Origin of the sequence: Pseudanabaena biceps PCC 7429, assembly GCF_000332215.1 — a bacterium.
GTDB lineage: Bacteria > Cyanobacteriota > Cyanobacteriia > Pseudanabaenales > Pseudanabaenaceae > Pseudanabaena > Pseudanabaena biceps.
The window spans coordinates 15,679-28,363 of sequence record NZ_ALWB01000054.1 but is presented as its reverse complement, the minus strand read 5'-3'; the positions used below and the strand labels follow the sequence as shown (position 1 = coordinate 28,363).

Annotated in this window: 15 protein-coding genes; 9 read left to right on the top strand and 6 right to left on the bottom strand. The window is 39.6% G+C overall.

What is annotated here, in order from left to right:
• The first annotated feature begins 241 nt into the window (after positions 1 to 241).
• The 6 genes from rpmH (at position 242) to PSE7429_RS08240 (ending at position 3,795) form a co-directional block, all read left to right on the top strand.
• Positions 242 to 382, top strand: a complete 141-nt coding sequence (gene rpmH / locus PSE7429_RS24315; protein ID WP_009626678.1) for a 50S ribosomal protein L34 — start codon at positions 242 to 244, stop codon at positions 380 to 382.
• 113 nt (positions 383 to 495) lie between these two features.
• Positions 496 to 846, top strand: a complete 351-nt coding sequence (gene rnpA / locus PSE7429_RS08260; protein ID WP_009626677.1) for a ribonuclease P protein component — start codon at positions 496 to 498, stop codon at positions 844 to 846.
• Positions 836 to 1,234, top strand: coding sequence for a PH domain-containing protein (locus tag PSE7429_RS08255; protein ID WP_009626676.1), 399 nt, complete (start codon positions 836 to 838; stop codon positions 1,232 to 1,234). Before rnpA ends, PSE7429_RS08255 begins: the two co-directional genes overlap by 11 nt.
• A 113-nt stretch (positions 1,235 to 1,347) precedes the next feature.
• Positions 1,348 to 2,649: a membrane protein insertase YidC gene (yidC, locus tag PSE7429_RS08250; protein ID WP_009626675.1), complete on the top strand. Its 1,302-nt coding sequence runs from the start codon at positions 1,348 to 1,350 to the stop codon at positions 2,647 to 2,649.
• A gap of 109 nt (positions 2,650 to 2,758) precedes the next feature.
• A complete protein-coding gene (locus PSE7429_RS08245; protein WP_009626674.1) occupies positions 2,759 to 3,298 on the top strand; it encodes a Jag family protein in 540 nt (179 codons plus the stop codon).
• Positions 3,298 to 3,795 carry a YceD family protein gene (locus tag PSE7429_RS08240; RefSeq protein WP_009626673.1) on the top strand — a complete coding sequence of 166 codons (498 nt, stop codon included), beginning with the start codon at positions 3,298 to 3,300 and terminating at the stop codon, positions 3,793 to 3,795. Before PSE7429_RS08245 ends, PSE7429_RS08240 begins: the two co-directional genes overlap by 1 nt.
• A gap of 161 nt (positions 3,796 to 3,956) precedes the next feature.
• Here PSE7429_RS08240 and PSE7429_RS08235 read toward each other — a convergent pair whose 3' ends face one another.
• Complete coding sequence (locus PSE7429_RS08235; protein WP_009626672.1) at positions 3,957 to 5,501, bottom strand: tetratricopeptide repeat protein; 1,545 nt, start codon at positions 5,499 to 5,501, stop codon at positions 3,957 to 3,959.
• Positions 5,502 to 5,886: 385 nt separating this feature from the next.
• Between PSE7429_RS08235 and PSE7429_RS08230 the strand changes: the two genes are divergently transcribed.
• Positions 5,887 to 6,039, top strand: a complete 153-nt coding sequence (locus PSE7429_RS08230; RefSeq protein WP_009626671.1) for a high light inducible protein — start codon at positions 5,887 to 5,889, stop codon at positions 6,037 to 6,039.
• A 161-nt stretch (positions 6,040 to 6,200) separates the two neighbouring features.
• Here the strand turns inward: PSE7429_RS08230 and rpsF are convergent, their stop codons facing one another.
• Entirely contained in the window at positions 6,201 to 6,569 is a 369-nt protein-coding gene (gene rpsF, locus PSE7429_RS08225; protein ID WP_009626670.1) for a 30S ribosomal protein S6, read from the bottom strand.
• A gap of 285 nt (positions 6,570 to 6,854) precedes the next feature.
• On the opposite strand from rpsF, the gene PSE7429_RS08220 reads away from it, so the two are divergent.
• Together PSE7429_RS08220 and PSE7429_RS08215 are read left to right on the top strand one after the other, a co-directional pair.
• On the top strand, positions 6,855 to 8,003 hold the full coding sequence (locus PSE7429_RS08220; RefSeq protein ID WP_040687780.1) for a hybrid sensor histidine kinase/response regulator: 1,149 nt from the start codon (positions 6,855 to 6,857) through the stop codon (positions 8,001 to 8,003).
• Between the two features lie 705 nt (positions 8,004 to 8,708).
• Complete coding sequence (locus PSE7429_RS08215; protein ID WP_009626668.1) at positions 8,709 to 9,482, top strand: SDR family NAD(P)-dependent oxidoreductase; 774 nt, start codon at positions 8,709 to 8,711, stop codon at positions 9,480 to 9,482.
• 37 nt (positions 9,483 to 9,519) lie between these two features.
• Here PSE7429_RS08215 and PSE7429_RS08210 read toward each other — a convergent pair whose 3' ends face one another.
• The 4 genes from PSE7429_RS08210 to PSE7429_RS08195 all read right to left on the bottom strand — a co-directional run bounded on the left by PSE7429_RS08210 (position 9,520) and on the right by PSE7429_RS08195 (position 12,550).
• Positions 9,520 to 10,485, bottom strand: coding sequence for a hypothetical protein (locus tag PSE7429_RS08210; RefSeq protein WP_009626667.1), 966 nt, complete (start codon positions 10,483 to 10,485; stop codon positions 9,520 to 9,522).
• Positions 10,486 to 10,487: 2 nt separating this feature from the next.
• The gene (locus PSE7429_RS08205) at positions 10,488 to 11,933 is read right to left on the bottom strand and encodes an AAA family ATPase (RefSeq protein WP_009626666.1); all 1,446 of its coding nucleotides are present in this window, start codon (positions 11,931 to 11,933) and stop codon (positions 10,488 to 10,490) included.
• Positions 11,934 to 12,039: 106 nt separating this feature from the next.
• On the bottom strand, positions 12,040 to 12,312 hold the full coding sequence (locus tag PSE7429_RS08200; protein WP_009626665.1) for a type II toxin-antitoxin system RelE/ParE family toxin: 273 nt from the start codon (positions 12,310 to 12,312) through the stop codon (positions 12,040 to 12,042).
• The gene (locus PSE7429_RS08195) at positions 12,302 to 12,550 is read right to left on the bottom strand and encodes a CopG family ribbon-helix-helix protein (protein ID WP_202950418.1); all 249 of its coding nucleotides are present in this window, start codon (positions 12,548 to 12,550) and stop codon (positions 12,302 to 12,304) included. The genes PSE7429_RS08200 and PSE7429_RS08195 overlap by 11 nt, the downstream gene beginning before the upstream one ends.
• Between the last annotated feature and the right edge of the window lie 135 nt (positions 12,551 to 12,685).

Here is a 12,685-nt window from a genome sequence, read left to right as displayed (position 1 = left end):
TTTGCTACGCAAACCCTTTCTTCAAGCTCGTTTCAAATTATCCCGAACTCACGTTACTTAGTAATGACGTATTCAAAGATCAAGATCTAATCAAGATCTAAAACCCATGAATTGGCAAAAAAAGCCGAAAATAAGTTCCAAAGGTGGCTCATAAAACTATACAGAGGCTAAGTATAAGTGTTATGATTAAAAGCCTGTGAAAAAATGACATCCTTTGAAACTAAATAAGTAAGTAACGGTTATGACAAAACGTACTCTACGCGGTAGTGTCCGCAAAAAGAAGCGCACCTCTGGATTTCGCGCCAGAATGGAATCTCCCACAGGTCGACGAGTAATCAAGGCTCGCCGCAGCAGAGGTAGAGTTCGCCTCACCACCGTATAGGCTCGTCTAATTGATCGTTTTGCTCGTTCAGATGCGCTAATGCCAGATTTAATTCGCAATTTGCCTTTTATTTTGTATTTTATTTGTATTTGATTTGCAATTGATAATCTCTAGTGCTTCCTAATCAAAACCGTCTGCGGCGGCGAGAAGATTTCGCAAAAGTATATGCCAATGGCGATCGCTATAGAGGCACTTACCTAAATTTGCGAATTCTTTTTGACAGCAATATTCCCTTAACAAGGATAGGCATAGTTGTCAGCAAAAAAGTCAGCAAGTTGGCGGTAACCCGTAATCGATTTAAGCGTCAACTTCGCGCCATTTTTCGGCAACTTCTGTCACAATTGAGATGTGGATTGCAAATAGTTGTAACAGTGACTACTGTTCAAAGCAAGCCAAGTTATCAAGAACTTTGGGATGACCTAAAGAATTTACTAGCAAGGGCAAAGGTTTTGCATGGCAGTTAATGAGGAAGTTTACTACGAAGGCGCACCTCACATTGGCGATCTAATTATTAGTTTGCTGATGAGTATTTTTGTGATCACAATTCCCTTTGGTATTGCCGCCATCACGAGAGCATTATGGTTGCGCTATAGAATCACCAATCGACGTATTACTGTCACAGGTGGTTGGATGGGGCAAACCCGCACAGACGTTGTGTATGCAGAGATCGCCAAGATTGTTACTGTCCCGCGTGGTCTGGGCAGTTGGGGAGACATGGTACTCACGCTCAAGGATGGTTCTCGTCTAGAGCTAAAATCCTTGCCAAAATTTCGCGAAACATACGAATATATTGAATCGAAGCTGACCCTCAAAGCGCGAGACATCAGTGGCGCGATCGGCGGCAAAGCCTAAAATATTGAAGGATCGTCCTCGAAGATTAAATCTTGGGCGATCCTAATTTTCATGAGTGATACATGAGTGATATTCGTTATCATTCGGATGCAAACCCAACAGTAAAGTAGAAAATGGATTTCGGTGTAGGTTTTCTTTCCAACAACATAATGTTGCCTTTCCTAGATTTTTTCTACGGCATCGTGCCGAATTATGGATTGGCAATTATTGCATTAACGTTAGTTGTACGTTTTGTGTTGTTCCCCGTTAGTGCTAATCAGCTTCGCAGTATGCGACGCATGAAAATTGCTAACCCCGTAATGCAACAAAGAATCAAAGAAGTTCAAGAGCGCTATAAGAGCGATCCCGCTAAGCAGCAAGAAGAGCTAGCCAAGGTTAACTCGGCAAACTTCAAAGAGTTTGGAAATCCCTTGTCAGGATGCCTACCTGCCATTATTCAATTACCGATCCTGTTTGCACTGTTTGCAACCCTCAGGGGATCGCCCTTTGCTGATATTAATTATTCTTTAAATTTTCAGATTGCGGCTCCTGAAAATACAGCGCAGATCCAGCATCAGCCCTTTACCTCTCCTAGCCAAAACGTTTACTTTGCCGATCGCGTTCATTATCCAGTATTGGCAACCGCAGAAAACGGTACGAACTTGGCGATCGGAGAAAAGTCAAAAATCGTTTTGCAGACATCTGAAGGTAAAGATTTTAATGCTTTATCCAATGAATACCCAGATATTGACCTGACAACCAAGTGGAAAGTCACCAAAGGTCAAGATTTAGTTGAGGTTCTAGAAGATGGAACCGTCATCGCCAAACAAACAGGTGATGTCACAGTACAAGCAACGGTTCCTGGACTTGCCTCTAATAAAGGTTTCCTATTCATCAAGGCTCTTGGCAAAACTGGTGTTAAAAATGCTGATGGCAGCATTAACTGGGACATTGTGATCATGGTATTAGGATTTGGCGTAAGTCTTTATGCGAACCAATCCATATCCAGTGGCTCTACTCCTAAAATGGCTAATGCAACTCCTGAATCTTCTCAGCAGGAAACGATGAACAAACTCACGCCGATTATTTTCTCTGGCATGTTTTTGTTTTTCCCTCTGCCTTCGGGAGTCATGCTTTATATGTTGATTGCCAATATTTTCCAAACTTTGCAGGCTTTTATTGTTGCCAAAGAACCATTACCTGAGAATTTACAAAAGCTTGTAACAGTCTCTGCTAGTTCTGGCGATGCTAGATCTAAGGCTGAAGGTAAGGCGATCGCCTCTAGTAAGGCGGAAACGAGTAAGATTCCCTTTGATGCCAAAGCTAAAACAACCTTAGTGGATGACAAAGATAAGGATAGCAAGAGTCCTACCAAGTCCGCGATACCTTTTGAGCCTAATTCATCTAACTCTAAGAAAAAGAAGAAAGGCTCTTAGTTTAAAGTGGGTGGTGCGATGTGCCGCCCACTTTAATTATTAATTATGGCAATATTGCAAAAATATTGAACAGATATTTGAATAGATATTTGATGGGGCAAGTGCGTTTATGGAAGATACTTCAGCAAATATAAAAGCAAGCGTAAACGCAAGTGCAAATTGGTTGCAAGAGCTTTTGGGATTGATGGGTTATGCAACTTCGGTAGATACCAGACTCGCAGAAACAGCCCCAGAAAAGATCGGCACTTCTAACAACTATTGGGTAGAAATAAGTACTGAGGGTTTGCAGGATCAGCAAATTCAGCGACTAATGGGTCAAGATGGGCTAGTGCTTGACTCTTTGCAGTATCTAGCGAATGTTCTGCTCAATCGACATCTACAGGCAGAGCCAGCAGATGCGGACAGCCGAAATTTTTATACTGTGGAATTAAATGGCTATCGATCGCAACGCCTCGCCAATTTACAAGCCTTGGCAGATCAAGCCGTACAGCAAGTGCGGGAGACAAAGACCGAATTTGTTATTAAACAACTGTCTTCAGCCGATCGTCGCCATATTCACCAACTTTTAGAAGAATTTGCCGATATCGAAACCCACAGTCAAGGTAGAGAGCCAAATCGTCACTTAATCGTTAAATTGGTGCAGAGCTAATGGAAAACCTATACATACCTCAGATTGCGAAGGCTGTTAATGCCACGGAGGAATTTGAATTTAAAGAAACCCTTGAAGGACTAGAAACCTTAACCCCCGTTCAAGGCGTTATGAGCGTACGCCACGTTGGTTCATTTATTGAAGTCACTGCCAAAGCCTCAACGATCATCACCTTAACCTGCGATCGCACATTGGTGCAATTCAACTATCGCTTAGCGATCAATACCTCTGAGATGATTTGGTTGGCTGAGCCGTTACCTGAAGGCGAGTATCCCAAGGAACGGGAAATAGAAACTGGAGACTTAGTAGAGTCTCTATCGCCAAATGGTTACTTCGATCCTGCGGCATGGCTTTACGAACAATTAATCTTAGCCATTCCCTATCCCAAGATTGCTCCCGATGCGCCAGCTCTTGAGATATCGGATCGTCCTGCCGAAAATTCAGATAAGACTTTAGACAAGCGGTGGGCAGCATTAAGCTCCTTAAAGTTTGAATAAAAATTTGAATATAGCTGTTACCCCCATAATTGACTGGCGGCGCGAAGCGCCGCCAGTCAATTATGGGGATTTGATTTCTCTCAGGTCAAGTGACTATAGCTACAAGAAACAAGAATGGCGGCGCTTTGCGCCGCCATTCTTGTTTCTTGGCTAAGCAATTGCTATGTTGCGCAAGCAAATAGCTTTTCAAGTTGCAGTTTTTCGGCGGGGTTTTCGACCGTTTGCGCAATTTCCTTGGCTTTAGCACGTTGACCGATCGTCCAATAGACACTGCTGATATCCGAATACGCTCTGGAGCGAATATTAGGATCAGGTGCAGTTTTAGCGATCGCTAAGCTTTCTTGCAAAATTGGCTCGACTGGTTCGTTTAAACCAAACTCACCGTAGTTGCTGGCAATGATATTAAACGCAAAAAGGCGATCAATTGGTTGAGAGAAATTTTGAGCAATTGTTAAGGCTTGAGCCCATACTGTTTTAGCCAGTTCTGTCTTTTTAAGGATCTGGTATTGACGACCGACTTCTACCAATAGAGTAAACACATCACTTGAAGGGGTAACCTTTGTTAAACCCTGCAAACTCTGATCGAATAATTGAAGTGCCTTTTCATTATTCTTGTCCTTGACATAGGAAATTGCCACGTTAGCAATCCCCACGCTCTTTTCTACGGATTGATCATCAAGGTTGGCAATTACTTCCAAAGCCTTGTCGTACTGCTTGGAAACTAAGTACTGATTGGCAATCAGAAAGAGCGATCGCGTCTTTAAAATTTCAGCATTAACGGTTGCCGTTTGTTCAACAACCTTGGGATCGGGGACAGCCTTCGTTTCTTTCGGCTCAACATTCTTGAGGTTTTTATTTGCTACCTTAGCATTAGCATTTGGGGAAGGCTGGGATTTCTTAGCATCTTTATCAGCGGCATCCTTAGCAGAAGCGATCGCTCGGTCACGCATCTGATCGAACTCTTCAAAAACCACGCCTAACGAAGCAATCGCCTTAGCATGATTGCCAGCCTGTGCGTAGCTACCTGCGATCTCTACCCTTGCTCTTGTCTTGATATTCGGGTCTTCGATCATTGGTAACAAATCCGTTGCCGCCGCAATTGCTCCTTCAGAATTTGCAGCATCACCAATTTCGGTATAGGCATTAGCGATCGCCGCGAAAGCACGGGATCTCACGTAGGCATCAATAATTTCGGGAGTTTCCTTATTTGCCTCAATTAGTAGCTTTTGGGTGCTACTCTTGTCGCCAGCTTCACCATAGGCTTGAGCGATTTTGATAGTAGCAAAAACTTTATCCACGGGATCGGTTAATTCCTTAACGATATCCAGAGACTTCCCAAGGGAATCTATCGCCAACTTCGGTTGCGAAGCCTTGGTCAATCGCCCTGCAATATCTAATAGGGCAAAGGCTTGAAGTGATGGCTTAGGGATATCTTTGGCAGCGGCTAAGCCTTTCTGCAAGACTTTTGTGGATCGATCCAAAAGATCCAATTCTAAATATTTACCTGCAATTTCGGTATAGGCAGCAACCTTTGCTTCGGGGGATGTCCCTGCGTCAGCTAAGGACACAAAACACTGAAGCGGTACGCCCTGAAACTTAGGATCTCCAGCTTTTGGGGAATTAGCTGCCCATACTGCCCCTGTTGTTGTCCAATTAATCAGCAATGCTAAGCAGCCAGCCAGAAGCCTCATCCATATTTTTCGCATAGTTAATTCTGTCCTTGCGTAAATTATTGCGTGAAATATCTCTTGGATTCTACCCAATTCACAAGCGATCGCACCTAAATCTAGGGTTTGAATTGGATTTAAATTAGATTTGTGGGCTGAACTATAGCCAAATGATACCAAAACACAAAAAGGCTAAGCCATTTTGTGTTGTTAAACCCCCTGCTGGGTTTAGTTTTTAATTCACAAAAGCGTGACAACACTTTTGTGAATTAAAGCCCATGAATAGAGTTGTGGAGCTTTGCTCCACAACTCTATTCATGGGCTTTATGTCTGTCTTAGGGCAGAAAAACATCAAGAAAGATTGCGAAATTTTAAGCTATCTGTTACATTTCTAAATGTAAGCTAGTTAAAAGGGATATCGATTATGTCTGACGAAAACCGTAACGTATGGAATTGGGGTTTTACTTCTGGTGCTGAAAATTGGAACGGACGCTTGGCTATGATTGGCTTTGTGTCGGCACTAGCGATCGAACTAATTAGCGGTCAAGGTGTATTGCACTTCTGGGGCATCCTGTAATTTTTTAATATAGCAACATAAGTTTTAGAACCCAAAAAAGGATGCTGGGCGGCGCGTAGCGCCGCCCAGCATCCTTTTTTGGGTTCTAACAAAAGATCCTCGCTTAGCGAGGATCTTTTTAGAGAAAAATTACACTTGATATAATTTTTCCGAGCATTTAGCTATTCAGCCGCATCAATGGCTGCTGGCTCCTCAGCATCGGGAATAATTGCTTCAGCATCTTCTTCAATAGCTTCTGGATCTAACTTAATAGTTAGATAGCGAATCACATCATCGGCAAGACGCATAGATTTTTCTAGGCTTTCAATCGTTTTAGGGGTTGCAGAGTAGTTTACTTGGATGTAAATACCTTCACGGTGTCCCTTGATGTCATAGGCTAATCTGCGTCTGCCACGGTGTTGAATCGTGATATTTTCAGATTCTTGCTGTACTAAGAAGTCTTGATATTTCGCGATCGCTGCATCGGCTTCCTGATCAGGAAGATCGGGACGCAGGATATACATGGTTTCGTACAAACGCTTAACTGTCATTTAATATTTTCCTTACGGTCAGTATTTGGCTTCTAGGAACTTACATAGAAGCAAGGATTTACTATTATACCGCTTTAGGGCAAGCAATCATATAGTTTTTCATAAATTCTCTGACAATAAAAGTTTTGCCTTGTCCTAATCCTTCACTGGGAAGGCAAAACCAACGTTTGATTTTAATCCATTGTCACTCTATCAATTTTATATATTAATCGTATAATTAAAAAATATTAAATAGTAAGCATTTCAGCAAAAATGCTTATCTTAGTTGCAAGATGGAACAAACCCATGACAGTGAAGACTCATACAATCGCAGATGTTTTGATTGTAGAAGATGAGCTTGTTACAGCAAACGCACTCTCGGATGTTCTATCAGACTTGGGATTTCGAGTTCTGGAGATCGTTGACAGTAGTGATGGGGCGATCGCCTCGATCCATCGGCAACGTCCAGAGATTATTTTGATGGATATTAAATTAAGAGGCTCAGATAATGGGATCGCTGCTGCCAATGAGATTCATAAAACCGCTTCAATTCCCATAATTTATCTCACTGCTTTCAGCGATCCTGAGACGTTAAAACAAGCGATCGCCTCTTCCCCCTATGGCTACCTGACTAAGCCTCTGAGATACGCTGAAGTCAATGTGGCTATTATGCTGGCGTTAAAAAAGCATCAAGAAGAACAAATATTACAAGAAGCGCTAGACAAAGAAAAGGAACTGCATATTCTAAAATCTCGGTTGCTCGCCATGGCTTCCCACGAGTTTTCCACGCCCATGTCAGTAATTAGACTGTTGATTTGGAAGTTACAAAACTTTGAGGAGCAGCTAACTAAAGAGAGCAGAGCTAAAAATCTTACTTCTATTCAATCTGCGATCAAAGATATTAACTGGTTACTGGAAGAAGTCAGGTTTATTGCTTGTTCTGAGTCGGGCAAATTCCCATTTAATCCAGAGCCAGTAGATGCTATTACCTATTGCCAGCAACTGGTTGAGAGTTTTCAAACCGAAGAAAGCGGGCGAAAATATCGAATTAAATTTGATAGTCAAGGGCTAGCCTACAAGTTGAATATTGACAAAAAATTGCTGTGGCATATCTTCATGAATCTAGTTTCTAATGCCATTAAGTACTCCTATGAAGGTGGCACTATTGATGTAGATTTAACTTGTGACGCTCATCAATTAGCTCTAAGCATTAGCGATCACGGCATTGGTATACCTACAGAATATTTAAATAATTTATTTTTGCCATTTTTAAGAGCTGAAAATGTTGGCAATATTAAGGGGTTAGGGATGGGACTATACATTGTCAAGCAAGCAGTAGAAGCCCATAATGGCAATATCAATGTCGAAAGTGAAGTCAATGTGGGAACTAAGTTTACAGTTGTTTTACCATCAGCAAAAAATCTATTAGAAACTGAATTAACAGAAAAATATTGAACTAACGATTAGAGCTATAAGTGACTGGAAATAATTAAAAAAACAGAACTAAAACCTATAACGCACGCGCAGCGTGCGTTATAGGTTTTAGGATTTTATATTTAATTGCACTCAGCTACTTAGTATGAAGAATTCAATCCTCTAAAAACCAAGATTCTAATCGATTTGATTTCAATTTTATACCTTGAGGAATAAGTCTTTAGACTTATTTTTTGATCCTAAATTCATAGCGATCGCCTATTATCACTAAAGTAAATTCTAGGCTGGAAAGCTTATATAGCAACAGATTTACAATCCGAATAAATCCTTAAATACTATTTGTAAGCCGATGGAATTTGTATTTAACAATACTTTACATATAACTAAAACAGGTGTAAGGTTTAGTTCATGTTAAAAGTCAGTATTAATTTTCCTTTATTACGGCATAGACCATGTTTCCTAAAGGAGGTAACGGCATGACAGAACTAGGAATGAACTGGAAAGAGTAAACGACTATTGATTATTTGTTGGGGCTATAACTAGGCAAATTTTTAAACTCAACGCATATATAGGTCTAGTTATCAGTCAATCACAAATCGATTATTTACTGTCTCACAAATTTTACTTTGTATGGATTCCCGCTAGTAGCATAGGCTAGAGAATTCTCATCAATTATTAATAGTAAATATTAATGGTAAAAGGTGAGACCTCAATATTGGAGGTTTTATGAATGTTCGTGGAAAGACGGCTCTAATCACTGGAGCCTCAAGGGGTATTGGTCGGGCAATCGCCTTAGAATTGGCTCAACAGGGAGCACAATGCTTGATTTTGGTGGCAAGGGATCGCGATCGCTTAAATTCTGTAGTTTCCGAAATGGAATCTCTAGGAATAGAAGCGGTGAGTTTACCTCTCGATTTATCCCAAACTATTGAGGTAAATATTGCGATCGCTCAAGTCTGGCGGGATTATGGTCCTATCGATATTTTGATTAACTGTGCGGGTGTGGCGCATCAATCATCTTTTTTGCGATCGCGCTTTCAGGATGTTCAATCCGAAATCGAGGTCAATTTGCTAGGGATGTATGCAATCACGCGGATGGTGGCAAGACGGATGGCTGCTCAGCGCAATGGCAGAATTATCAATGTTTCTAGCCTGATGGGTAAGGTTGCCGCGCCAACAATGGCAACCTATTCTGCAACTAAATTTGCGATCGTGGGGTTCACTCAGGCTCTGCGAGGAGAGCTAGCTGCCTACAATATCAAGGTATCTGCCTTACTGCCATCTCTTACGGATACGGATATGGCACAGGATCTAGAATGGTTTCGCTGGGTGGCGCTGATGACTCCCAATCAGGTAGCTAAAGCGTTGATCTCTGGATTAAATCGCGAAACTCCTGAAATCCTTGTCGGATGGCAAAGCCATCTCGCAGTATGGTGTCATCGTCTCTTTCCATCCCTAATGGAAAAGATCCTGTTAATCGCCGCTCCTAAAGTCGGCTGAGCCCTTAGAAAGAGAAAGATGCTTAGCATCTTTCTCTTTAAGCAAATTTACGCAACATTTTAAAAAAGTAGGGAATATGATATTTCACCGCCGCTTCATCGTCGATTTGTTTTGCATAGAAATCTCTAGCAATTTCTAGTGAGAGTTGATCTCTATACACAGAAATATCTCTACTCCATTCATCACTTGGCTGCACTTGATGCCAATATTCTTTGGCTTTTCGGGTAGTTAGCAAACTAAAAATTAGTTCATGTTTTCTATTCTCATCTGTAGTATTTTGAAATTCACTTATCCAGCTATCTTTGAGTTTGTCTATTCCACTAAAATCTAGTCCAGTACAGTGATTAATACGAGAACAGGCGATCGCAAAGTTAGCTTTTAAATCAGCATCTAAACATAAATCTTGAGACATTGCGAGATAAATATTTTCAAGTAATAATTCGCTATCTTTGTAAAGTGGCTGGATGGAATATCCATCAAATATTGATTGAATTGCTGGAACTAAAAAGTATGCTTCTTTATGAATCAATCCTGTCACTAATATTTCATGAGTTTCTTGATCGTTATCAGCATTAGCCTCATTAATTTTTATTTTGTCATAAAGGCTGCAAAAGATTTCCTGCGTATTTGAGAATCGATAGTTATAAATGGGTCTTATTTGAATATCGAGATCTACGATCGCAAATATTTTTCTAGGGTGAAAATATTGATTGCCTGTATCTTCCTCAAGCATTTCTAAAAGGGTGAAATATGTATTGGCAACATTGTTACAGTCACCGCAGTTAAAAAACTCTGGTCGAGAGTTTCTCCAATTACTAGGAATACAAGCTTTATAAAAATTTGAGTCTGGCAATGTATCCATTCTTCCATAGGATTGTGGAGATGGTCTGCCTTGTTCTCTAGGGATAACTCCTTCGCATAAAACAATAATCTTGTTACGGATTTTACGTTGCTTCAAAATTATTTCGCAGTGTTGCTTTAACTCTTTCTCACTAAAACTCATAACTAATCACTACGTCTTTCGGTGAGTTTTGGCTCTAACACTTTGACATGAGAAGGTGTTAAGGCTTGACATAATTCATATGAATGAGTCGCCAATATATATTGATTACTAGGAACCCATTCAACTAAGTCTGAGACAACTTGATATTGCCAATCAGGATGTAATGCAAGATCAACTTCGTCCATTAAAACAATTGAGTTTTCAATATTATAGTACTTGAGCCAAATATAAATACTTAGTCTTTTGAGTTCGCCATGGCTTAAATCTTCTGTCTCAATCTCCACCTTTTTGCCCGATATATTTTTTGTGAAAGTTAACCCTGATAAATCAGGTGTTATATTGACTTGCTTATCATGGAGTAAAAAATTTAGATCTTTTAATAGCTGTTTATAATTATTGCCATATTCACCAGTTAAGCGAGCTACTTCAAAGTCAAGTTGTCCAGCACGCTGAATAGCAGCAATGAGAGTCTTAACGGCTAAAAAGTCATAGGTGATCAGTCCAGTTAAGTTAGAATTCATTCTTTCAAGATCTGCATAATAGTTATTGCGATTTGTTAATAATGATTTTCTACTAGCTTTAGAAAGGAAAAGAAAAACTTGAGTAGATGGCGCTGCCAAGAATATTTTATTTGATAAATTAGTTAAGAACTGATTTGCAATATTTATGTCTAAATTATCGATACGGCAAAGTAATGCTTCTTTTTCAATATCTTCTTGAGATGAATAAGTAGTTATATATTGAGTGTTGTTTGATTTCAATTTTTCTATGAGTTTATCAATAAATTCTGATATAACTTCCGCTTGAATTTCGAGCTTTCTATGTTCATATAATAATTTTGATTTTGTCTCCTTCTCAAATTTATTCAAGAAGTCAGAATCAGAAAATTCAATCTCTATGGATTCAAAATCAATATTTAAGCTTAATAATTCCTTTTTTAAAGTGTCAGGAAATTTTTTGTAAGGATTAGATGAAGACTGCCTCATTTCAAATTGATGAATGATGCTATTTAACTGATCATCTTGAAATTTAAATCTAGAAATTGCTTGCTTGATTTCTTCTAGTTTTGTAAACAATGAAAAGCTTGTATCATTTTTTATTTCCTTATTATTTATGGTTTTTAATGTTTTATTTACATAATCATCTGTACAGACAAAAAACTCAAGGTGCACAGTTTTTTTGCCATCCCAAATATCAATTATTGCTAATATTCTTTTGCTCTCACGCTTTCTCAAACTAAACCCATTAAGTAAATTCTTTAATGCAGGTATTCGCTCAAGATTAGTTGAACAGTGTAATAACACAAAAATCAATTGCAATAAAGTACTTTTTCCACCACCATTTTGGCTACCAAGTGGGAAAACTCTAGGATTAAAATTTTTCTCGAAAGTGATATCTACATCCTTTAGAACCCGAAAATCAGGAACTTGAACTCTTTGTAAATGCATATAGACTCCTGTTGTTTCCTTGTAAACGCTTAATTAACTGATTCCTGCTCAATTAATTTTACTGCATCTGCCAAAATCTCATCGCGATCACAAATTACTCTAAAACCTAATCTGGAAACTTTCTCGCTGAATGTAATATTCGCAAAATATCGACAAAACTTCCATTAACTCGATACACGATGAAATAAGGATTGACCACAATTTCTCTTGTGTCCTTTACTCGCCCAACACGTCCCATTTCTGGAAAAGTCTCCAATTGCTTCACAGCACTGCGAATCTTGATTATCAATTTTAATGCCGCCTCTGGATTGTCTCTAGCAATATATTCATGAATTACTTCTAGATTATGTAGGGCTTTGCGTAACCACCTAACTTTCATTAAAGCGCCCAAACATTGTATCTACATCTTCATCACTAGCAAAATCTTCTGCATCTACCTCAGCGATCGCTAAATTAATTTCCGCAATCTGCCACTTATAAATTTCAATATAGTTCTCGATCGCCTCATTCAACAGGTAAGAGCGATCGCGATCTAGTTCCTTAGCGATCGCGTCTAATGCTTCACGCTTTGTGCGATCGAGCCGAAAGGTAATCGTTTCCTTAGCTATAGTTGACATCGTATTATCAAGTAATGCGTTGTAATACAAACATTATACATGAGAGCTTTTAAAATGCAAAAATCCCGATAATTTCAAAAAGCTTACTCTGTAAACCTTTCAAAAATTATCGGGATTGGTTGGGCAAAGTTCAGG

Coding starts and splice junctions, on each gene's coding strand:
- rpmH (WP_009626678.1), top strand. CDS start 242: ATGACAAAACGTACTCTACGCGGTAGTGTCCGCAAAAAGAAGCGCACC.
- PSE7429_RS08255 (WP_009626676.1), top strand. CDS start 836: ATGGCAGTTAATGAGGAAGTTTACTACGAAGGCGCACCTCACATTGGC.
- yidC (WP_009626675.1), top strand. CDS start 1,348: ATGGATTTCGGTGTAGGTTTTCTTTCCAACAACATAATGTTGCCTTTC.
- PSE7429_RS08245 (WP_009626674.1), top strand. CDS start 2,759: ATGGAAGATACTTCAGCAAATATAAAAGCAAGCGTAAACGCAAGTGCA.
- PSE7429_RS08240 (WP_009626673.1), top strand. CDS start 3,298: ATGGAAAACCTATACATACCTCAGATTGCGAAGGCTGTTAATGCCACG.
- PSE7429_RS08235 (WP_009626672.1), bottom strand. CDS start 5,501: ATGCGAAAAATATGGATGAGGCTTCTGGCTGGCTGCTTAGCATTGCTG.
- PSE7429_RS08230 (WP_009626671.1), top strand. CDS start 5,887: ATGTCTGACGAAAACCGTAACGTATGGAATTGGGGTTTTACTTCTGGT.
- rpsF (WP_009626670.1), bottom strand. CDS start 6,569: ATGACAGTTAAGCGTTTGTACGAAACCATGTATATCCTGCGTCCCGAT.
- PSE7429_RS08220 (WP_040687780.1), top strand. CDS start 6,855: ATGACAGTGAAGACTCATACAATCGCAGATGTTTTGATTGTAGAAGAT.
- PSE7429_RS08215 (WP_009626668.1), top strand. CDS start 8,709: ATGAATGTTCGTGGAAAGACGGCTCTAATCACTGGAGCCTCAAGGGGT.
- PSE7429_RS08210 (WP_009626667.1), bottom strand. CDS start 10,485: ATGAGTTTTAGTGAGAAAGAGTTAAAGCAACACTGCGAAATAATTTTG.
- PSE7429_RS08205 (WP_009626666.1), bottom strand. CDS start 11,933: ATGCATTTACAAAGAGTTCAAGTTCCTGATTTTCGGGTTCTAAAGGAT.
- PSE7429_RS08200 (WP_009626665.1), bottom strand. CDS start 12,312: ATGAAAGTTAGGTGGTTACGCAAAGCCCTACATAATCTAGAAGTAATT.
- PSE7429_RS08195 (WP_202950418.1), bottom strand. CDS start 12,550: ATGTCAACTATAGCTAAGGAAACGATTACCTTTCGGCTCGATCGCACA.